Genomic DNA, 21,650 nt, shown 5'->3' on the forward strand with positions numbered 1-21,650 from the left:
AACTTACCTCCTCATTCATAACTTTAACAGTATCATATACTATACTAATGTATTGAGTAAAAATCAAGAAAAAAGGGAACAAAAGTTCGCTTAATTATTTATGATTTTTTCGATTAAATTTAATCCAGCTAATACTGATTTTAAACGAACTGTGTCTCTATCTCCATCAAAATTAAAGAGTTGGCTAGTTACGCTATCTTTATAAGCTACTCCGATATAGACTGTTCCTGCTAATTGATTTTCTAATTTATCAGGACCAGCAACTCCAGTAAATGAAACTGATAAATCAGTTTGCATAATTTCTTGAGATTTTTTAGCCATTTGTTTGGCTGTTTCAGCAGAAACAACTCCATACTCATTCACAATATTTTTAGGAACTCCTAAGAGCTTTACTTTTGCATCGTTAGAGTATGTAACAAAACCACCACTAAATATTTTAGAAACACCTGATACTTCACCTAAAACTTCTTGAAATAATCCTGCTGTTAAACTTTCAGCAGCAGTAATTGAAATATTATCATTAATTAATTTCCTAATTACTTTTTTATCAATATTAGTTATCAAAAAATATCATCCTTACTAAAATACATTCATTAAAATATACGAATTTAATCAGCTAAACAATTTTAAAATGAGTCTGAGAAAACATCTTTATTTTTAATAAAATAATCTACTCCGGAATATACGGTAAAGAACAAACAAATATATAGCAAAATAAGTCCCATAGAAATATTTATAGCTGCAAAAAATACATTATTTAACAGCAATAAAATAATTGAAAACATTTGTGTAGCAGTCTTGATTTTTCCTGGCCATGCAGCAGCTAAAACTTCACCATCATTTTCTACTATTATCAATCTTAATCCAGTGACTGCTAATTCTCTACATACAATTATTGATGCAACCCAAGCCGGAACTTGACCCAAAGCTACCAAGGCAATAAAAGCTGACATAACAATCATTTTATCTGCTAATGGATCAGCAAATTTACCAAAGTTAGTAACTAAATGTTGTCTACGAGCAATTTGTCCATCTAAAAAGTCAGTAATTGAAGCAGCAGCAAAAATTACAGCTGCGATTATTTGAGTAACAGGTAACATGGTTCCAGCTATAATAACTGTTCCCCAATTAAATGGGTAAGCTAGTATCAAAATAAAAACAGGAATTAAAAAAATACGTAGTAATGTTAATTTATTTGGTAGGTTCATTTATATTTATCTCCAATATCTAATATATTAAAAAAGAGGCTTAAAAAGCCCCTTTTATTATTTAAATTGTACTTTTACAGTTTGAACTTGAGCACTATCACTGTGAATTGGAAGCTTTTCACCATTGATAGATATTTTAGTTGCAGGGGAATTTCCTAAGTTAATAGTAACTTCTTTATCGTCCTTAGATAATTTGATTTTATTACCAGCATTAGGCATCAAAGCACCAGAATAAAGCGTCTTACCATTTGATGTGGCAGATATCCAAGCTCTACTAGTACTACTTAACTTAATTTTGCTTTTATCAACATTAGTTGAAACGCTGTAAACATTTGAACCACTAGTACTATCAGTTTTTTTAATAGTTGTTTTGTTTTCAGAAGTTTCTTTTTTGCTAGTCTTGTCTTTATCTTTAGAAGCACTATTCTTAGATTCACTCACTTGAGATGAACCGCTTACTGAAATAGAAGATTTATTAATTGAAGAATCCGAATGATTATTTGTCTTAGCTACGGCTATCCAAATAACAAATATAACTACTAAAACTATTAAAACAATAGCAGCAGTCGGACCATATTTTCTAACAAGAGCAAACTTGTCATCTTCTTGTCTTTGAGAAGCTCGTGAAGCTATTTTATCATCAGAAACTTGCTCAACATATTCAGGTGAATTAGTATTTGGCAAATCATTATCATAACTATTTAACAATTCAAAACCATTTAATCCAACAGCATCAGCAAATTGTTTTATAAATGCTCGTACATAAAAGTCACCCGGTAACTCATCAAAATTATTTTCTTCAATAGCTACTAGATATCTTTTTTGAATTTTGGTATTTTTTTGTAAATCGTCAATAGTTAAATTTTTATCTTCTCTGGCTTTTTTTAAAGTCTGTCCAATATTCTTTTTACTTGTGTTTTTATCATTATCCATAAAGAACTACTCCAGTTAAAATAAGAATTTTTATACATTTAATAGTATATCATACCCTAAAAAAAATATTTAAATGAATTATTTTTTAGGAGTTATTATATTAGTAACTATATTGTTCTCATTAATAAATTTTTTTGCACATTCTTTTAAATATTCCAATGTCATATCATTAATTATAGAAATTTCATCATATAAATTAGTATAATTATTAGCTTTATTACCTAAGTTGTTAGCAATCGCTTCAATGGAATTCATCATAGAAATATGCTGACCTAATTCTTCTTTTTTTATTAATTCAAAGTCTGATTCTAAGTTATCTAGTTTAGAACTTGCATTTAGTAAAATACTTTTAATTTCATTTATAAATCGATCTGGATCATCAGTGTCACCAGCAAGTAATCCAAAATTATAGTATTTCTCATATTCAAAAGTAAAACCAAATGTATCATCAATTATTCCTTCATCATAAAGTTTATTATAATTATTTGAACTTTCCGAAAATAATAATTCTAATAACAATGAAACTCCTATTTCATATTTTACATCTAATTGTTTTGAGGGAGTTCCTTTAATACCAATAGCAACCTTATTTCTAGATACATTCATATTTTGTTTAGAATTAACAATTATTTTTTGAGAAGTTGGAATTACATTATTGATTTCATGATAATCATTAAAACTTTTGTGATTTTGATTATTATTAATCCATGTCATTACATCTTCAACACTCATATTTCCAACAATATTTAGTTGCATATTTCCAGGTTGGTAAAATGTATCATAAGCAGTATATAAATCTTTAGCAGTTATATTGTCAATTGATTCAACTGTTCCTGCAATGTCCACATTAAGTGGGAAATCTGGATACATTTTACTGACTGTACCAAAAAACATAACTGCGTCAGGATCATCGTCATACATACTAATTTCTTGACCTATTATTCCCTTTTCTTTCTCCACTTTGCTTTTAGTAAAATAAGGTTGCTGTACAAAATCTAGTAAAATGTTAATATTTTCCTTTAAACTGTCTACGCAAGAAAATAAATAACTAGTCTTAGTAAAACTAGTAAAGGCATTGGAAGAAGCTCCCGTTTTTGAAAATAGATCAAATGCATCATAATCTTTTTTATCGAACATTTTATGTTCTAAAAAATGTGCGATTCCTGCAGGCAATTCAACAGGTTCAGTTTTACCATAAGGAATAAATTTATTACTAATAGAACCATAGTTAGTAGATAAAGTAGCGTATGTTTTATGAAAATCTTTTTTTGGTACTAAAACTACTTTTAATCCATTATCTAAAGTTTCGTAATAAATATTTTCATTATAGTTATCGTATTTTTTGTTAATCATTTAATTTTTTACCCTCCAAAAAGAAAATAGACTTTAAATTAACTAACTTAGCAACATTCATAATATCTTCTCTTTGAACAGCTAATATTTTCTCTTTCCAATCTTCAAAAGTACTTTTTCTACCCAGTAAATTGTTTATAAACTGTTGCTCTAACATTTTTCTAGGACTATCTAACAGGTTAAGTCTGGCATTAATAAGTTCATGTTGTATATGCTCAAGTAATTCTACACTAAAATTGCCATTTTTAATTTCTTCTAGTTGCTTATTTATTAGATCAATTACTTTATCTTTATCATTCGACTTAATTCCAGATTGAACACTTATAAGTCCATTTATAGCATTAAAGCTACTACTTGCATAATAAGCTAAACTAAATTTTTCTCTTACAACTTTAAAGAGCTTAGACTGAGGAGTTCCACCAAAAATAGCATTGAAAATAATTACTGCATATACTTTGGAATCATTATAATTAATTGGAACGGAATATCCTAGATTTAACTTACCTTGATTTACAGCTTGAATTTCTGTGAGCTTTTTAATGTCACTATTTAATTGCTTATATGGTCTTAGTGATAAGCTATCGTTTCGATCAGAAAAACGATAGTTTTTAAACTGATTAAAGACATCACTAGTATCAAAATCGCCAATAATAGAAAAAATAATATTATCATTTTTAATTGAATTTTGATAATATTCAAAAGTTTCTTTAGAAGTTAAATCATTATATTGATTTAAATCACCAAATATAATTTTCCCACGATTTAAATCATCACCAAAAAATAACTCTTTAGATTTTAAAGCTGCATAATATTGTTTATCATCACCAATGGAAGATAAATATTTTAAAATATTTTGCTTTTGAATATTAAAAGTTTTATTATCAAAAGCTTCGTTTTTTATATTTGGTTTTAATAACACATTCATCATAAATTCAATTGCTTCGCCTACGTTATTAGGTTTACCTGGTAAATAGTTAGCATTAGGGAAGCTTAAAATAATTCTTAGAATATGCAAATTACCATATCGAATAACGTTAGTACCAAATGATGCTCCATACATTTTAGAAAGCTGTTTAGCCAGCGCTGACTGGGTTTTATATTTCGAATTATTAGTTTCTAATAACTCAGCTAAAATATATCTTTTAGCAAAATTATTAAAATCTGCTTCTGCAAGTAAATCACAAGTTAAAGTTATTGTTTTAAATTTTTTTGTTGGCGTCATGTATAATTTCACGCCATTAGCTAATTGCTTTTGCAAATAAATTCCTCCACTATTTTAATAACGGTGATTCGTAATTCTTACCAAACCATTTTTGACATATTCTTTTAAGTTCACCATTTTTAGCTATTTTATTTAGTCCTTTATTGATTGCGTTGGTCATTTCATCATCATCTTTACGAACTCCAACAGCAAAGTATTCTTTAGGGAAGTCACTATGAACTATTGAAAAATCATTAGGATTTTTTTGATGATTAACATAATAATTAGCATAAGTACTATCAATAAGCAAACCATCAATTCTTTTGCTACTTAGATCAATAAAAGCATTAGTAAATGAATTGTATAATACTGGACTTTGGTTTTTTATATACTGTTTTAAAAGTTTAGGATTATTGTTAAGCTCATTGAGTCCAGAAGAACCCGCCTGCACTCCCAAAGTTTTACCATGCATTTCATTTAAAGAACTAATATTAGATTTTTTCATTGTAACTAAAACTTGGTCATTAGATAAATAAGGTTCAGTAAAATTAACCACTTTTTTTCTTTGACTGTTAATAGAAAATCCATTCCAAATAAGATCAATTGTCTTATTTCTTAATTCAGTAACATTCATTGACCAATCAATTGGTTGAAAAACTGGTTTTATATTGTACTGCTTAAATACAGCTTTTGCCACATCTACATCAAAGCCTGTAATGTTACCTTGCTGATTTTCATATCCCATAGGCACAAAAGTAGCATCTAAACCAATTACCACCTTATGTTGTTGTTTAATATGATTCCAGCTATTTTTATCATTACTATTAATTGAACACGCAGAAAGAGTAACTGTAAATAATATAAGCATCGAAAACATTAAAATTTTTTTGATTTTATCTGTATACAAATTTTTCCCTCCAAGTAAAAAACATTTATGGTAAAGGTTTTACTGTAATAATGTCGTCTGCAACTTGCTTAGCAAAGTCCATGTCATGAGTTACAACAATTTGCATAATATTATTCGATTTAAGTTGATTAAGAATTTTACCAACTTCCTCGCTTAATTTAGGATCTAGCGCTGAGGTAGGTTCATCATAACAGATTATTTTAGGACTCATCGCTAATGTTCTTACTATAGCTACTCTTTGTTTTTGACCACCTGATAATTGATATGGATATAATTTTTCCTTTCCGCTTAAATTTAAAGTACGAATTAATTTTTTAGCTTTTTTTATAGCTTCTTCTTTACTTAATTTTAAAACTAATTGTGGAGCTAAAATAACGTTTTCCATTACTGTAAGATTAGGAAATAGGCCGAAATCTTGAGAAACAAGACCAATTGTTGATTTTTTATCGTTTGCATTGGTCGGATTAAATTTATTATTATTTAAATAAAATTCACCACTATCAGCACTTTCTAATCCTGTTAAACACCTTAACAAAGTAGATTTACCAGCTCCTGATGGTCCAACAATACATAATATTTTATTATTTGGAACTTCTAAACTAAAATTACCAATAATTTGTTTATCATTAAACTTTTTTGAAATGTTGATGGCTCGAAACATCTAAACCCCTCCTTATCTCCAAGAACTATAATATTTTTCTATTCTTCTTAAAACAACAGTACATAAGGCTGTTAACAATAAATAAATTAAAGCTACTAAAATAAGTGGTAGCAGTGTTACGTCACGAGCAGTTGCAATGTTTCCAGCTTGTAGTAAATCACCTATTCCAATTACATAGACTAATGAAGAATCCTTAACTAAGTTAATAACCTCATTTCCAATAGATGGAATTACAATTTTTAAAACTTGTGGAATAATAACTTTTCTAGTAGTTTGCCATGAATTCAATCCTAACATTGATGCACTTTCATACTGACTTTTAGGAATAGACTGAAAGCCACCTCTAAATATTTCAGCAAAGTAAGCAGCATAGTTTAAAGAAAAAGCAACAAGTGCTGCGTCATATCTTTGAAATACAATGCCAATTATTGGTAAACCATAAAAAACAAATATTAATTGCAATAGTAAGGGAGTTCCACGCATTAACCAAATATAAAATTCAATTAATTGTTTAATAGAAAATATTTTTAACATTTTTTTGTTAGTAAATTTTGAAGTTAAACCTAAAGATAGGATAATTCCCAATGGAATAGAAATTATTAAAGTCCAAAAGAACACTTTTAACGTTATTAATGCTCCGGATAGTAATGAGGGCATTATGTTTATGATGTAGTCCACAAAAATCATCTCCTAATTATTAATTTAAATAAAAAGATCCCTTTAGAAAAAATCTAAAAGGACGTTATACCGCGGTTCCACCTAATTTCCTAATTTATTCACATAAATTAGCTTAAAGAGTTATTAAATAAAAAAACTCTTAAGCAAATTAATGCTTAAGAGGACGACAAAGTCGTGGTTCCACCCCGTTTTTATTTACTACTCACATAGTAAAACTCAACAAGTTTTCTAATAACTCGAAAGATAACGGAATTAACCGACATTTCCTAATAATTTAAACGTTCAGAAACATAACTCACAGACGTGAATCTATCCATAAAAGTGCTTAAATCTCAGCAACATAAGCTCTCTGTGTACTTTACTATGAAAAGAAATCTGTTCAAAGTATTTAAAACTATTTTAGTAAAGCATAAACTATTATTAATTTTAAATCAAGCTATTTATCGTGACCAAATAAATGTGAAATACGATACCATAATCCCTGCTTAGTTTCTCTTTCAATCTTCATTAAAGGAACTGTTTCACCTTCGAGTCGTCTAGCAATATTTCTATATCCATTAGCTGCTTTATTGTTATCATCCATTACAATAGATTTTCCATGATTTGAAGTACTTATAACTTTATCATCATCCAACACAATACCTAACAATTCAATACCTAAATGTCTAGTTATTTCGTCTACATCCATAGCATTTCCTTGTTCGATAATAGCTGGTCGAATACGATTAATAATAAGTTTAGGATTTTCCTTTAAAGAATATTTTTCCAATAAACCAATTACACGATCTGCATCTCGTACAGCTGAAATTTCCGGAGTTGTAACAATAATAGAACCATCTGCACCTGCTATAGAATTAACAAATCCCTGTTCAATCCCAGCGGGACAATCAATAAAAACATAATCAAAATCCATTTTTATCTCATCCACTATCGACTTAACTTGATGCTCACTTAAGGAATTTTTATCGGTGCTTTGAGCGGCAGGTAAAAGATATAACATATCATTAAAACGTTTATCTTTTACTAACGCTTGAAAAAGTTTAACTTTTTTATTAACAACATCTAAAATATCATACATAATTCTATTCTCTAAACCTAAAACTACGTCCAAGTTTCTTAATCCTATATCTAAATCTATCAAACATACTCTTTTACCCATTAAGGCTAAAGCAATTCCTATATTCGCAGTAGAGGTAGTTTTTCCTACTCCACCCTTACCAGATGTTATAACGATGGCCTTACCCATTTTAAATTCCCCCTATCTTATTAAAAAATTTTGGATTAATTTGACTTAAATTATTTATTTTGCCATAACTTATAACATGAAAATCATTAACATAAACTACTGAATCGTAAAAATTATTAATGTACTTAACATCATCTATAACTTCAAACTGTTCTCCAACTCTAACTTGCTGGGACTTAAAAACATTTCCTATAATAATTTTATCTTCATTATTAGGAAATCCTGCTTGAACAACACCATTACTATAACCCATTAAATAAATATTTCCAGAAGATATTAATTTACCACCTTTATGAATTTTGCCAAGAAACAAAACATCCCCATCAATAAAAACATCTTGACCATTTCTTATTACTTTATCCAACATTTTTACAGAATTTTCTTTAATCATTTCATTAGCTTCATTTAGAGTAATAGTTTTAGAAATAAATTTACCTATTAAAATGTTTTCATAGTTATTAGTTAATTTTCTTATTTTTCGCTTTTCATCATCTGAAAGTATTCTCAATCCAGAATTAATATTAATACGTAAATTTTTTTTCATCGATGAATTATTAAAGCTTATTTTATCTATAAGTATTTTTAAATCACTAATTATGTCATTAATACTGAACTTATCATTAATAACTATTTCATAACCTTCGTTATTTCCCTTTAAAACTGCTGAACGCATTGATATAAGTAACTCCTTAACATTATTTTAGTTTATCAAATAGAGATTGTATAGGTATATATAAAATTATCAAGAATGCTAAATTAATCACTAATGTTGGACCTAAAACATATACTAAGTAAAAGCTCCAAGACATATTAGTCAAACTTTCTAAACGATTGGCCAATAAAGATAGTGAATAAATCATTGTTATATCAATAAAATATATTAAAAAAGCACTAATAATATTTAGTGGAAGATGTTTATATATCCACCTACTAAAGTAGATAGCTAGAGGAAATATAAAAGTATATACTCCCAAAAACCCCATATAGAATAGATCAATTATAATACCTGCTAACATTGCCCACAATTCATAGTGAATTTCATCATCATTTATAAAAAACATAGTTAAAAAAATCCATAAAAACGATAAATTAGGCACTGCATGAAAAGATAGACTTGCTCCAAAGATAGAAAATATAGATCCATCTAAAAAAATAGATATAAGCATTCCAATTGGAAAAACGTATTTAAAAGCAGTATTCCTTAGCAAGTTATTCACCTCTAATTGTCTCTGATTGCTACACTAACAACTTGCAAGTTGTTCATATCGGCAGCTGGTTTGATATATATTTTAGAAGAAAGTCCATAATCATCAGATGATTTTTTTACTACCGTTCCTACATATATACCTTTAGGTGTAACGCCACCTAATCCACTTGTTGAAACTTTATCGCCAGGCTTTAATTTAATTTTATTAGTTATATTACCCATTTCAATAAGATTCTTTTGACGACTATAACCAGTTATTATCCCATTAACAACTTGATTTTTCTTATTTGTAATTTGAATAGCAAATCGATCAGCAGAATCTGCTGTATTAGTAATTAATCCAACTTTACTATTAGTTTTATTAACTTCAGTTACTCGACCAATAAGTCCTTTTCCACCAAGTACTGCCATATTTTTTTGCACTCCGGCACTTTGACCTTTATTTATAATAATTTGTTGTTCCCAAGCGGATGGTGATCTAGTAATAACTGCTGAATTGATAATTTTGTAGTCAGTTAAAGTTTTACCAACATTTAATTGACGCTTTAACTGTTTATTTTCATCTTCTAATGTTTGATTACGAACTAATGTCGAAGCGACTTTTTGAACCTGTGGTTTTAACCTTTGATTTTCATCGTAAGCATCAAACAATTCACCTATATTGCTAGCACCGCTATGAATAGCATTAGCAGGCACCGCAATAATGCTAGTTCCAAATCCAGCAATATCATTGCCAAATTGTTGAATTAACGGTGGCGTAGCTTTGTTATTACGCACAGCAACGGAAAAAGTCATGAAACCAAAGCTTAATATTATACAAACTACCACTATTACTAACTTTCGGTTAGAAAAAAACTTGTTCATAATTAAGCATTCCTCCATATGTATAATAAATAAGCAGGAAGTCATCCTTCCCGCTTGTTATTATTTTTTCTTCATTACGTCAATACTTTTTAGTGATTCACCAGTTCCAATTGCTACACAATCAAGCGGATCTTTAGCGATAGAAACGGGAACTTTAGTTGCATCTGAAATTACTTGAGGCAAGTTTTTAAGTAAAGCTCCACCACCAGTAAGAACAATTCCATGGTCAATAACATCAGCTGAAATTTCAGGAGATGTTTCTTCTAAAGTTTCTTTAACTGTACTTATAATCTCTTGAATAGGTTCTTCAATAGCATGTGCAACATCTTCAGCAGATATTTCTACACTCTTAGGTAAACCTGTAAGTAGATATCTACCGCGAATAGTAACTCCTTCAATGTCTTTAGCACCTTCTAATGATGCTGAACCAATATCCCATTTTAGTTTTTCAGCAGTTCTTTCACCTATTAATAAATTATAATGCTTTCTTATATAAGTAGAAATAGCATCATTAAGTTTATCACCGGCTACTCTAACTGAACGGCTGGAAACAATTCCACCAAGAGAAATAGTGGCAACATCAGTAGTACCACCACCAATATCAACGACCATGCTTCCAGTAGGATCCATAATAGGTAGTCCCGCTCCAATAGCTGCTGCAAAAGGTTCTTCAATAACATATGCATCACGAGCTCCAGCAACTCTAGTAGCATCTATAACTGCTCGTTTTTCAACTGCAGTTATCCCACTTGGCACACAAACCATAACATATGGTTTACCTGCTGATTTACCAATAGTTTTATTAATATAATATTTTAACATTGCAACGGTTGTATCATAATCAGCAATTACACCGTCTTTCATTGGACGAATAGCAGCAATACTTGCTGGTGTACGACCAATCATATCTCTAGCTTCAGTACCTACTGAAACGATTTCGCCTGTTTTAGTGTTTTTAGCAACAACAGAGGGCTCTCTTAACACGATTTGTTTACCATCAACGTAAACATTTGTGTTAGCTGTTCCTAAATCAATTCCTATATTTTTAGTTCCAAATCCAAACACAATTATTTCATCCCTTCATAATCATTACTCAAAAATGATTATTTTTCATACTGTGATAATTATATCATAAAATAATTATTAAAAATAAAAACTAAACAATCAATAATAAATTTACTTAAAAAATCTTCTTACATCCGAGATAAAGTATAAAGATCCCGTGATAATTAAAACATCTTCGTCACTCATTTGGCTAGTAGTTATAGCAATTGCTAGTTGCCAATTTGCAATAAAGTCAACTGAATCGTTATTCAATTGAGTTGTTAGTTTTTCTAAATCAGCAGCTTTCCGATTTCCAACTCCTTCAAATTCAGTCAAAATAAGGTGTAAGTTTTTAATCTTAAGTAAAAGTTTAATCATTTTAATGTATTGTTTGTCAGCTAATACTGCAAGTATAATATAAACTTCTTTATCATCAAAGTGGTTATTGATTAATTTTGTTAATTCTTTAACTGCTGGTTCATTATGTGCACCATCAATTACTATCATTGGTGAACTATTCAGTTCTTCAAATCTTCCAGCCCACCTGGTATTTAATAATCCCTGCTTTATATCAACAACACTTATGTGCCTTTTTAATATTATTTGATATGTTAGATATGCTTGTAAAGCACAAGCAGCATTATGAATTTGATAATCACCTAACATTTTAATTTTAATATCAGATACTTTTAAAATACCATTATTAAAATCAAATTTTTCTAACCATCCTGAAGAATATTTTTTAGTAACTTTAAATGTTTTAGATAAAACATCAATCGAACTATTGTTTTTTTGAGCAGCTTTTTCAACAACATTTAAAGCATCATCTGGTAAATTTCCAACTACTACTGGTACTTTTGGCTTAATTATACCTGCTTTTTGACTTGCAATTTCTGATAAACTATCTCCTAATATTTTCATATGATCATATCCAATGGTAGTTATCACTGAAACCTTAGGCGTAAAAACATTGGTAGAATCTAAAATCCCACCAATACCTACTTCTACAATTACTACATCAACCGGGTTATCAGCAAAATATTTAAACATCATAGCTGTAATAATTTCAAATTCAGTAGGTGCTTGCAAACCCATTTTAATATCTAATTCATCAACAATCGGTTTGATATTTTCTACTAAACTAACTAAATCACTGTCGCTAATTTGCTCACCATTCACACTAATTCTTTCATTAAATCTAACAATAAACGGCGAAGTAAATGTACCCACACTGTGTCCTGAAGCTTGGAATAAGTTTCTTAAAAAAGAAACCGTAGAACCCTTTCCATTAGTACCAGCAACATGAATCGCATTTATTTTATCTTGAGGATTTCCTAAAATCGATAGTAGCAATTTAATTGTATTTAAGTCCGGATGTTTTTTAAATTTTTTTCTACCATGGATATATTGAAGCGCTTCATCATAGTTCATATTATTTCCTTTCAAAAAAGTACCGAACATAAAATGCTCGGTACTTTTTAGTTTATATTATTGTTGAGCCTTAATATCAGCTAATCTTTGCTTAGCGGCATTTAATTTAGATTGATTATCTAATTGTTTTTCTTTTTCGGCATTTACTACTTGTTCAGGCGCGTTGTTAACAAATTTTTCATTTGAAAGTTTCTTTTCAGCACGTTGAACTTCAAAGGTATAATTTTCTATATCTTTTTGAATTTTAGCGATTTCTTCATTCAAATCTACTAATTCAGCCAACGGAATATTAATTTCTGCATCTGTAATAATTCCAGTCATTGCTAACTTAGGAGTTTCAATGTCAGAACCAATTTGTAATTCCTTTGGATGACAGAAACGATCAATATAATGTTGGTTGTTTTCAAACATTGATTTTAATTCTTCATTTTCAGTTTTAATTAGAATATCAACTGAAGATGACATTGGAGCATTAGCTTTAGCACGAATATTTCTTACAACCTTAATTAGATCAATAAGATTAGACATTTCTTTTTCGGCTGTTTCATCATCAAATTTTTCATTAGCTACTGGATATGGGGCAACCACTAAAGATTTACCTTCATGTGGCATAGATAACCATATCTTTTCAGTAACAAATGGCATGATTGGATGCATCAATTTCAAAATTTTATCTAAAACATAAGCTAATACATTTCTAGTATTTTCTTTAGCATTTTGATCTGAACCATTTAGAGTTTCTTTACTCATTTCAATATACCAGTCACAAAAATCATTCCAGATGAAATCATACATAGCACGACCGGCTTCACCAAAATTAAATTTATCAAAATAATCAGTAACTTGTGAAACTGTTTTATTTAATTTACTCAAAATCCAACGGTCAGCTAAATTCCATTCGCTTTTATCTGGCAATTGAGGCTTACTCATATCACCTAAGTTCATGATTACATAACGACTAGCATTCCAGATTTTGTTAATGAAGTTCCAAGCAGATTCTATCTTGTCATAACTAAAACGAACATCTTGTCCAGCAGTATTACCAGTTGATAAGAACCAACGAAGTGAGTCTACACCATACTTGTCAATAACATCCATTGGATCAATACCGTTACCCAATGACTTACTCATTTTACGACCCTGGGCATCGCGCATTAATCCATGAATTAAAACATGTTTAAATGGACGTTTCCCTGTGAAAGTAAGACTTTGGAAAATCATTCTAGAAACCCAGAAGAAAATAATGTCATAACCAGTAACTAAAGTGTTAGTTGGGAAGTAACGTTTGAAGTCTTCGGAATCAGCATCTGGCCAACCTAAAGTTGAAAATGGCCATAATGCTGATGAGAACCAAGTATCTAAAACATCTGGATCTTGTTCCCAATTTTCAGCATCCTTCGGAGCTTCCATACCTACATACATTTCACCAGATTTTTTATTGTACCAAGCTGGAATTCGGTGACCCCACCATAATTGTCTAGAAATAACCCAATCATGTATATTGTCCATCCATTGAGTAAAGGTATTTTCAAATCTTTCTGGGACAAAGTTTACTTTATCATCTGTTTTTTGATTTTCTAATGAACGTTCTGCCAATGGTTTCATCTTAACAAACCATTGAGTAGATAGACGTGATTCAACTTGAACTCCAGTTCTTTCAGAATGGCCTACTGAGTGAACAATTGGATCAATTTTAATAATAAAACCATCTTTTTGTAAATCATCTACCATAGCTTTTCTAGCAGCAAATCTGTCTAATCCTTCATATTTACCAGCATTAGAATTCATGGTAGCATCACCATTCATAGTATTAATTCTTTCTAAGTCATGGCGATTACCAACTTTGAAGTCATTAGGATCATGAGCTGGTGTAATTTTAACCATTCCAGTTCCAAAATCCTTATCAACGTATTGATCAGCAATGATTGGAATCTCACGATTAACTAATGGCACTAAAATCTTTTTACCAACGATGTCTTTATATCTTTCATCATCAGGATTTACAGCTACAGCAACATCCCCAAACATGGTTTCAGGTCTAGTAGTTGCAATTTCAATAAAGTCTTTACCATTAAAAGTAGTTCCATCAGTAAATGGATATTTAACATGGTAAAAAGCACCTTTGTCATCTTTATGAATAACTTCAATATCAGATAATGCAGTTTGTGCTTGTGGATCCCAGTTAATAATATATTCACCACGATAAATTAATCCTTGATTATATAAATCAACAAAGACCTTACGTACCGCTTCAGATAGACCATCGTCTAAAGTAAATCTTTCACGGCTATAGTCCAATGATAAACCTAATTTACCCCATTGCTTTTTAATGGTTGCAGCATAGTCATCTTTCCATTCCCATACTTTATCAACGAATTTTTCACGACCTAAATCGTATCTAGTAATGCCATCTTCACGTAATTTAGCTTCAACTTTAGCCTGAGTAGCGATTCCAGCATGATCCATTCCGGGTACCCAAACAGTATCATAGCCTTGCATTCTCTTTTGTCTAATAATCATATCTTGTAAAGTGGTGTCCCAAGCATGACCTAGGTGAAGTTTTCCTGTAACGTTAGGTGGTGGCAAAACAATTGAATATGGTTTTGCTTTTTTATCACCACTAGGTTTAAACACATCTTCTTCTAACCATTTTTCATATCGACCAGCTTCAACAGCACTATGGTCATATTTAGTTGACATTTCTATTTCTTTAGCCATTTATAAAGCCTCCCATACTTTTTTGTAATAAAAAAAGTGCTTCATCCCTGCATAGGACGAAACACTTCGCGGTACCACCTAAATTAAAATGTTCAAAACATTTTCACTCATTTATCAAGTAACGGATGATTTTATCCGGATACACCTAATTATTCAGCATACCAGCTCACAAGTTACTTTCACAAATAAAAACGTAAAATCTCACAGCAAATGATTTTATTTCTGAACAATTTTTAGATGTTACTATCTTGATCTAAGCTTTTTTATTATAAGTTAATATTATCTAAATTTAATAAACTAGTCAACATTAATTTAATTTTTCCACAAATGCTAAAACTTCTTCATAGTTTGGTTCAGAGGCAATTTCTGGGACAATTTGTCTATAAATAATTTTACCACTATCATCAATAATAAATATAACTCTAGCTAGTACACCCATGTTTTCTAAATAAGTTCCGGTTTCATATCCAAATGATAATTCTACATCTGAAAGTAGTTTTATATTAGAAACACCCTTAGCAGCACACCAGTTAGCCTGCTGTTCAACTGTGTTATTAGATATAGTTATAAAGTTAAAGTTTTTAAATTTATCCGCTTGTTGATTAAATTTTTTAGTTTCAATACTGCAAATTCCGCTATCAATATCTGGAACTACACTAATTACAGTTTGTTTACCAATAATATCTGCAGTTTTAACGATTTTATTATCTGAATTTTTTACCTTGAATTTAGGTAATTGGTCACCAACATCTGGTAATTTCCCAACTAGTTTTTGAGGTTTACCTTGAAACATAATTTCCATGATGTTACACCTTCTTAGTTATTTTTACTTAATGATATATAAATATCTTGCATATGTAAAACAAAAGACCCACCACATGGATGAGTCTTACTTATAATTAATCTTTATGACTAATTACAATTTTGTCTTCTACTAGGTTTGCTTCTAATTCTTTATCATCTAAATGATCTAGATAATAGTCAGTAACTTTATCACGAATTTCTTGTTCAATAACTCTACGTAATGGTCTTGCTCCCATTGCCTCATCATATCCTTGTTCCATTAACCAGGCTTTAGCATCATCAGAAAATGTTAAATGAATTTGTTTAGTAGCTAGTGTCTTGTTAACATCGTCTAACATCAAATCAACAATTTGTGATAAATCTTCTTTAGTTAAATGACTAAATTGAACAATTCCATTAAAGCGATTTAGAAATTCTGGACGGAAGTATGGAGCTAATCTATCCATAATTGATTGTTTTTTGTCATCACCACTTAATTTTTCATGGCCAAAACCTGCATTAGAAGTGGCAATAATAATTGTATTTTTGAAGTTAATAACATTTCCTTGTGCATCAGTTAACCTACCATCATCCATGACTTGCAACAACAAAGTTAATACTTGTGGATCTGCCTTTTCAATTTCATCCAATAAAACAATTGAGTACGGATTGCGACGAACTCTTTCTGTTAAGGTATTGGAATTATCATCGTAACCGACATATCCTGCAGATGCTCCAATCAACTTAGATACAGCTGTTCGATCACTATATTCACTCATATCCAATCTAATAATAGCGTTTTTATTACCAAACATATCTAAAGCTAATTGCTTAGCTAACTCAGTTTTACCAACCCCAGTAGGTCCCACAAATAAGAAACTACCAATTGGACGATTACCATCATCAAAACCAGCACGATTTCTGCGAATAGCCCTAGCTACCATTTCCACGGCTTCATCTTGACCAATAACCTTACCTTTCAATCGACTAGAAATTCCTTTTAATCTTTCGATATCATTAGTACCCATTTTTGAAACTGGGATACCTGTTAATCTTTCTACAGATTTAGTAATATCATTAGCTGTAACCGTAACTTTTTCTGAATCGTCATTTGAATCATCAGAATGATCATTTTTAATAAGTTTCTCTAATCGGTCAATTTCATGTTTAGCTTTAGCAGCTTTTTCGAATTCTTCATTTTTAACAGCTGTCTCTTTTGCTGACTTAGCAGCATTTAGTTGTGATTTTAAATCTTTAGGATTATCTTCTGAACGTTTAGCAGCTAAATGAGCAGCTGTCATATCTATCAAATCAATTGCTTTGTCTGGCAAAGTCCTTTGTGGAATATATTGAATTGAGTAATTTACAGCATCTCTCAGTACTTCATCAGGAATCACAACATCATGATGCTTTTCATATAATTTCTTTATTCCCTTTAAAATCTTAAAGGTATCTTCAGCAGTAGGCTCATTAACTACAACATCATTAAATCTACGTGCTAATGCAGTGTCCTTTAAAATAGTATTTCTATACTCGTCTTGAGTTGTAGCACCTATAACTGTAATTTCACCACGAGAAAGTGCCGGTTTTATAATGTCAGAAAAGCCTTTTCCACCTTTATCATCACCAGAACCTAAGCCTAAAATTTGATGAATTTCATCAAAGAATAAGATTATATTTCCAGCAGCTTTAACTTCTTTAATTAAGTTTTTAATATTTTCTTCAAATGAACCGCGATATTGAGTACCTGCCTCCAATGAAGATAAGTCGATAGAATAAATTTGCTTATTTTTAATTGATTCAGGAACTTTGCCGGCAACGATAGCCTGCGCTAATCCCTCAACAATTGCTGTTTTACCTACCCCGGCATCACCTACTAAAATAGGATTATTTTTTATACGACGACTAAGAATTTCAGCAGTTTCTTCAATTTCTTTATCTCGTCCAATAACTGGATCTAATAAATTATCTTGAGCTTCCTTGGTTAAATTTCGCCCTAACTTATCAAGGATTCCTCCACGTTTAATTGCATGTTCACCATTTTTTTCTAATTTAATTTCTTGATTTTTATCTGGCAATTTGCCAGTCATACGATATTGAGCAAATTCGTCAGGTGTTAACTCATGACCGTTAACCATATAACGTGCTGAGCTATTACTATTAGACTGACGCATAATTTGGTTAAAAATATCATCCATATTATTGTTGAAAAATGAATCATCAAAAAAGTTTGCCATAGTTTTACACCCCTATTATAAAATAATGCTATCCCTGAAAAGGATAGCATCGCAATTTTTTATTTTGATTTAGATACCGCTTAGATATCCTTTTCAACTTCTATTAAACTACTTTTTTAGCACTCAATCAAGTAAAGTGCTAATCTTTTTCGAATAAAAAAAGCAGATAATAATTTATCTACTTTTTGATGTTTTAAGGAGAGTACAGGAGTCGAACCTGCCCGCCGTTTTACCGGTTCGTCGGATTTCGAGTCCGATGCATTACCGCTCTGCCAACTCTCCATAATAAAGTTATGCTTGTAAGCACAACTATCCATATAATTAATATTTCATTAAGCTTAGTATATCATAATCTTTGATTTTATCACGGCCATGTAAATCAGCTAGTTCAACAATAAAAGCTGTACCTACAACTATACCGCCTAAATCTTCAACTAATCTAATAGTTGCTTCAATAGTTCCACCAGTTGCCAACAAATCATCAGTAATTAAAACTTTTTGACCCAGCTTTACAGCATCGGCATGTAAATAAAGTGATGATTCACCATATTCCAAACCGTAAGAAGCTTTGACAGTTTCACCTGGCAACTTACCTTCTTTTCTAGCTGGCACGAATCCAATACCTAATTCATATGCTACTGGACATCCTACAATAAATCCACGAGCTTCTGGTCCTACGACCAAGTCAACATTTTTGGACTTAGCATAAGCAACAATTTCATCTGTAGCTTGTTTGTAAGCTTTACCATCTTCCATTAAAGGTGAAATATCGCGAAATTTTACACCTTTTTTAGGAAAATCATCATAACTAGCTACGTAATCATTCAAATCTAACACCATTTTATTTAACAGCGTCCTTTCGTTTATCATATTCATTACGAATAAAATGACTTAATTCTTGTTTACTACTTAGAATTAGCTTTTTCTCTAATGAAATTTCATCGCTCATTTTTTGATAGGTTGGTGCTTCAGATATTTCTTTTTTAACTGGTTGTTTACTTTCATAAACGACCCAATCGTTAATATGAAGAAAATCTAATTCACTGAACATTTTTATAATCATAAACAAGCTCTTTTTAGGAATGTTTAAAAACTTGCAAAGTTCGGCTAAGTTTTGTTTTAAATCAAATCCATTATGTTTTGCAAAGAACTTAAATATTTTAGCACACTGTTCTCTATTTGGCATCCCAAATTTAGAAATTAATTCTTTTTTGTATAAAATCAAGCTTAATTCTTTTAAATTTTTTATATAGAAAATACGTTTTAATTGTTCAAAACTGCTTGGACAATCAACAATAATAATATTATCAGAACTAATATCAAAAGACAAATCATCTATATGAACACATTTAGATTCATTAGGAATATATTTTTTTACCTGTTGTAAAATGTTGTTATTAAAAAATACGTAAGTTCCCTTATCTAAAAAGGTTTCCTTTGTAAGAACCCGCGATCTTTGATCATTAATCTTAGGTCCACTAGAACTAAAATCATCCATCATTATCTGAACTGAAGTCCTACCTTTCCAAGTGCTTAATACCAAATGACCAACAATATCTAAGGCATCAAATGATTCAGAAATTGCTTTACTATACCTACCATTATTAAAGGCCAATACATTAATAGAACTATATTCTGAAAGCAATTTAAATTTCAAATGATTATTATTAGCTCCCATAGTAGTTATATTAGAAACTGAATCATGTGCAAATTTAAAAATGGGATATTCATTATCGGTACCAAAAGGCGCTAATTTATTGATATCATCGAACAAACTTTGGTTAATATCTTTAACATTGATACAACCAGTAATATTTAAATTTGGTTTTGCCATGGAATTAATATGATGATTATCAGCATATTTATCTAGGTCTTCATAAATAGAGTTAATTTTATCCTTATTAACACTTAACCCCACTGCCATACTATGACCACCAAAAGAAACCATTTTATTTCGATTGTCATTTAAAGCTTTGAAGATATCAAAACCATCAATGCTTCGACCAGATCCTTTAGCAATATTAGTATCATTATTTAAGTTTAAAACTAAAGTAGGTTTATTAAATTTTTCAACAATCCGACTAGCAACTATACCTAAAACACCTTCATGCCAGTTTTCACCAACGATGAAAAGAGTCTTATGACCGTCTTCAATTAAATTTTCAGCCTTTTGATAAGCGTCTTCATATATGTCACTAACTAATTTTTTTCGTTGAGAATTTTTACTATCTGTTTCTTTAGCTAATTCATTTGCATAATCATCATCAAAGGTAGTTAAAAGTTCTACCCCAACGGAAGCATCAGAAATTCTACCTAGAGCGTTTAGTCTTGGTGCTATTCCAAAACCAATACTTTCTTCATTAATATTATCTAATTTTAACCCAGCTTTGTTAATTAATGCACTAAGCCCTGGACGCTCAGTTTGTGCAATAGCCATTAAACCTAGTTTAACTATTGCCCTATTTTCATCAGTTAATGATACTAAATCGGCTACCGTACCTATTGCAACTAAATCTAATAATTCACTAGGAAAATCACCTAACAAAGCTGTTGATAATTTAAAAGATATACCAGCACCTGATAAATCACCAAATTCATATTCATCATTTGGATAACGTGCATGGATTATGGAATAAGCATTAGGTAAATCATTGGGTAAATTATGATGATCTGTAATTATTACATCGCAATTCATACTATTAGCTAAATCAACTTGCTCTTTTCCAGAGACTCCATTATCTACCGTAATAATTAGAGTAGTACCTTCATTAATAATTCTATTATAAGCATCAGAATTAGGGCCATAACCGTCAGTAAAACGGTTAGGAATATAGAAGTTTACATTAGCTCCCATATTTTGTAGAGTCTCATATAAAATGGCAGTACTAGTTATTCCATCAGCATCATAATCGCCATAAATAGTTATTTTTTCATTATTAGTAATTGCTAAGCTAATTCGATCTACACTTTTTTGCATATCATGTAATTCAAATGGATCATGAAAGATATTTATGTCAGGATTTAAAAATGATTTGATTTTATCTAAGGTATCATAACCACGCTGAAACATGATTGATACAATCAATGGATTTATATTAAGGTTATGAGCCATTTCTTTTTCTTCATCGCTGTACTCGTTAGAGTTTATGTGCCAATTATATTTAGGTAAAATCATACAA

At 30.3% G+C, this 21,650-nt stretch carries 19 protein-coding genes, 1 tRNA gene and 1 other annotated feature; all 20 genes read right to left on the bottom strand.

Features of this window, described 5'->3' with window-relative positions:
• Positions 1-90 precede the first annotated feature (90 nt).
• Positions 91-564 (bottom strand): CinA family protein, encoded by a 474-nt coding sequence (locus tag K5Q11_RS00845; RefSeq protein ID WP_220750889.1) that lies wholly within the window; start codon positions 562-564, stop codon positions 91-93.
• 62 nt (positions 565-626) lie between these two features.
• Entirely contained in the window at positions 627-1,208 is a 582-nt protein-coding gene (gene pgsA, locus K5Q11_RS00850) for a CDP-diacylglycerol--glycerol-3-phosphate 3-phosphatidyltransferase (protein WP_220750890.1), read from the bottom strand.
• A gap of 57 nt (positions 1,209-1,265) precedes the next feature.
• Entirely contained in the window at positions 1,266-2,141 is an 876-nt protein-coding gene (locus tag K5Q11_RS00855; RefSeq protein ID WP_220750891.1) for a helix-turn-helix domain-containing protein, read from the bottom strand.
• A 78-nt stretch (positions 2,142-2,219) separates the two neighbouring features.
• Positions 2,220-3,494 carry an EF-P 5-aminopentanol modification-associated protein YfmH gene (yfmH, locus tag K5Q11_RS00860; protein ID WP_220750892.1) on the bottom strand — a complete coding sequence of 425 codons (1,275 nt, stop codon included), beginning with the start codon at positions 3,492-3,494 and terminating at the stop codon, positions 2,220-2,222.
• Complete coding sequence (yfmF, locus tag K5Q11_RS00865; RefSeq protein WP_220750893.1) at positions 3,487-4,752, bottom strand: EF-P 5-aminopentanol modification-associated protein YfmF; 1,266 nt, start codon at positions 4,750-4,752, stop codon at positions 3,487-3,489. The genes yfmH and yfmF overlap by 8 nt, the downstream gene beginning before the upstream one ends.
• A gap of 13 nt (positions 4,753-4,765) precedes the next feature.
• Positions 4,766-5,572, bottom strand: a complete 807-nt coding sequence (locus tag K5Q11_RS00870; RefSeq protein WP_220728239.1) for an amino acid ABC transporter substrate-binding protein — start codon at positions 5,570-5,572, stop codon at positions 4,766-4,768.
• A gap of 55 nt (positions 5,573-5,627) precedes the next feature.
• Positions 5,628-6,263 (bottom strand): amino acid ABC transporter ATP-binding protein, encoded by a 636-nt coding sequence (locus K5Q11_RS00875; protein ID WP_220750894.1) that lies wholly within the window; start codon positions 6,261-6,263, stop codon positions 5,628-5,630.
• A 12-nt stretch (positions 6,264-6,275) separates the two neighbouring features.
• Positions 6,276-6,941, bottom strand: a complete 666-nt coding sequence (locus K5Q11_RS00880) for an amino acid ABC transporter permease (RefSeq protein WP_285289881.1) — start codon at positions 6,939-6,941, stop codon at positions 6,276-6,278.
• 436 nt (positions 6,942-7,377) lie between these two features.
• Positions 7,378-8,187 carry a septum site-determining protein MinD gene (gene minD, locus K5Q11_RS00885; protein ID WP_220750896.1) on the bottom strand — a complete coding sequence of 270 codons (810 nt, stop codon included), beginning with the start codon at positions 8,185-8,187 and terminating at the stop codon, positions 7,378-7,380.
• 1 nt (position 8,188) lies between these two features.
• Positions 8,189-8,860: a septum site-determining protein MinC gene (locus K5Q11_RS00890; RefSeq protein WP_220750897.1), complete on the bottom strand. Its 672-nt coding sequence runs from the start codon at positions 8,858-8,860 to the stop codon at positions 8,189-8,191.
• Positions 8,861-8,882: 22 nt separating this feature from the next.
• Positions 8,883-9,404 (bottom strand): rod shape-determining protein MreD, encoded by a 522-nt coding sequence (mreD, locus tag K5Q11_RS00895; RefSeq protein ID WP_220750898.1) that lies wholly within the window; start codon positions 9,402-9,404, stop codon positions 8,883-8,885.
• 2 nt (positions 9,405-9,406) lie between these two features.
• Positions 9,407-10,258, bottom strand: a complete 852-nt coding sequence (gene mreC / locus K5Q11_RS00900) for a rod shape-determining protein MreC (RefSeq protein ID WP_220728162.1) — start codon at positions 10,256-10,258, stop codon at positions 9,407-9,409.
• 60 nt (positions 10,259-10,318) lie between these two features.
• The gene (locus K5Q11_RS00905) at positions 10,319-11,323 is read right to left on the bottom strand and encodes a rod shape-determining protein (protein WP_220728163.1); all 1,005 of its coding nucleotides are present in this window, start codon (positions 11,321-11,323) and stop codon (positions 10,319-10,321) included.
• A 111-nt stretch (positions 11,324-11,434) separates the two neighbouring features.
• A complete protein-coding gene (locus tag K5Q11_RS00910) occupies positions 11,435-12,733 on the bottom strand; it encodes a bifunctional folylpolyglutamate synthase/dihydrofolate synthase (RefSeq protein WP_220750956.1) in 1,299 nt (432 codons plus the stop codon).
• Positions 12,734-12,790: 57 nt separating this feature from the next.
• Positions 12,791-15,451, bottom strand: a complete 2,661-nt coding sequence (locus K5Q11_RS00915) for a valine--tRNA ligase (protein WP_220750899.1) — start codon at positions 15,449-15,451, stop codon at positions 12,791-12,793.
• 49 nt (positions 15,452-15,500) lie between these two features.
• Positions 15,501-15,716, bottom strand: a binding site (T-box leader).
• A 42-nt stretch (positions 15,717-15,758) separates the two neighbouring features.
• Positions 15,759-16,253, bottom strand: a complete 495-nt coding sequence (gene tpx, locus K5Q11_RS00920) for a thiol peroxidase (protein ID WP_220750900.1) — start codon at positions 16,251-16,253, stop codon at positions 15,759-15,761.
• Positions 16,254-16,350: 97 nt separating this feature from the next.
• On the bottom strand, positions 16,351-18,471 hold the full coding sequence (locus K5Q11_RS00925) for an AAA family ATPase (RefSeq protein WP_220750901.1): 2,121 nt from the start codon (positions 18,469-18,471) through the stop codon (positions 16,351-16,353).
• A gap of 196 nt (positions 18,472-18,667) precedes the next feature.
• Positions 18,668-18,753 (bottom strand) — tRNA-Ser (locus K5Q11_RS00930).
• Positions 18,754-18,792: 39 nt separating this feature from the next.
• The gene (locus tag K5Q11_RS00935; RefSeq protein WP_220750902.1) at positions 18,793-19,311 is read right to left on the bottom strand and encodes an adenine phosphoribosyltransferase; all 519 of its coding nucleotides are present in this window, start codon (positions 19,309-19,311) and stop codon (positions 18,793-18,795) included.
• 1 nt (position 19,312) lies between these two features.
• On the bottom strand, positions 19,313-21,646 hold the full coding sequence (gene recJ, locus K5Q11_RS00940; protein WP_220750903.1) for a single-stranded-DNA-specific exonuclease RecJ: 2,334 nt from the start codon (positions 21,644-21,646) through the stop codon (positions 19,313-19,315).
• Positions 21,647-21,650: the final 4 nt, after the last annotated feature.

The organism is Apilactobacillus xinyiensis (assembly GCF_019656235.1).
GTDB lineage: Bacteria > Bacillota > Bacilli > Lactobacillales > Lactobacillaceae > Apilactobacillus > Apilactobacillus xinyiensis.

Coding starts and splice junctions, on each gene's coding strand:
- pgsA (WP_220750890.1), bottom strand. CDS start 1,208: ATGAACCTACCAAATAAATTAACATTACTACGTATTTTTTTAATTCCT.
- K5Q11_RS00855 (WP_220750891.1), bottom strand. CDS start 2,141: ATGGATAATGATAAAAACACAAGTAAAAAGAATATTGGACAGACTTTA.
- yfmH (WP_220750892.1), bottom strand. CDS start 3,494: ATGATTAACAAAAAATACGATAACTATAATGAAAATATTTATTACGAA.
- K5Q11_RS00870 (WP_220728239.1), bottom strand. CDS start 5,572: ATGTTTTCGATGCTTATATTATTTACAGTTACTCTTTCTGCGTGTTCA.
- K5Q11_RS00875 (WP_220750894.1), bottom strand. CDS start 6,263: ATGTTTCGAGCCATCAACATTTCAAAAAAGTTTAATGATAAACAAATT.
- minD (WP_220750896.1), bottom strand. CDS start 8,187: ATGGGTAAGGCCATCGTTATAACATCTGGTAAGGGTGGAGTAGGAAAA.
- K5Q11_RS00890 (WP_220750897.1), bottom strand. CDS start 8,860: ATGCGTTCAGCAGTTTTAAAGGGAAATAACGAAGGTTATGAAATAGTT.
- mreC (WP_220728162.1), bottom strand. CDS start 10,258: ATGAACAAGTTTTTTTCTAACCGAAAGTTAGTAATAGTGGTAGTTTGT.
- K5Q11_RS00910 (WP_220750956.1), bottom strand. CDS start 12,733: ATGAACTATGATGAAGCGCTTCAATATATCCATGGTAGAAAAAAATTT.
- K5Q11_RS00915 (WP_220750899.1), bottom strand. CDS start 15,451: ATGGCTAAAGAAATAGAAATGTCAACTAAATATGACCATAGTGCTGTT.
- tpx (WP_220750900.1), bottom strand. CDS start 16,253: ATGGAAATTATGTTTCAAGGTAAACCTCAAAAACTAGTTGGGAAATTA.
- K5Q11_RS00925 (WP_220750901.1), bottom strand. CDS start 18,471: ATGGCAAACTTTTTTGATGATTCATTTTTCAACAATAATATGGATGAT.
- K5Q11_RS00935 (WP_220750902.1), bottom strand. CDS start 19,311: ATGGTGTTAGATTTGAATGATTACGTAGCTAGTTATGATGATTTTCCT.
- recJ (WP_220750903.1), bottom strand. CDS start 21,646: ATGATTTTACCTAAATATAATTGGCACATAAACTCTAACGAGTACAGC.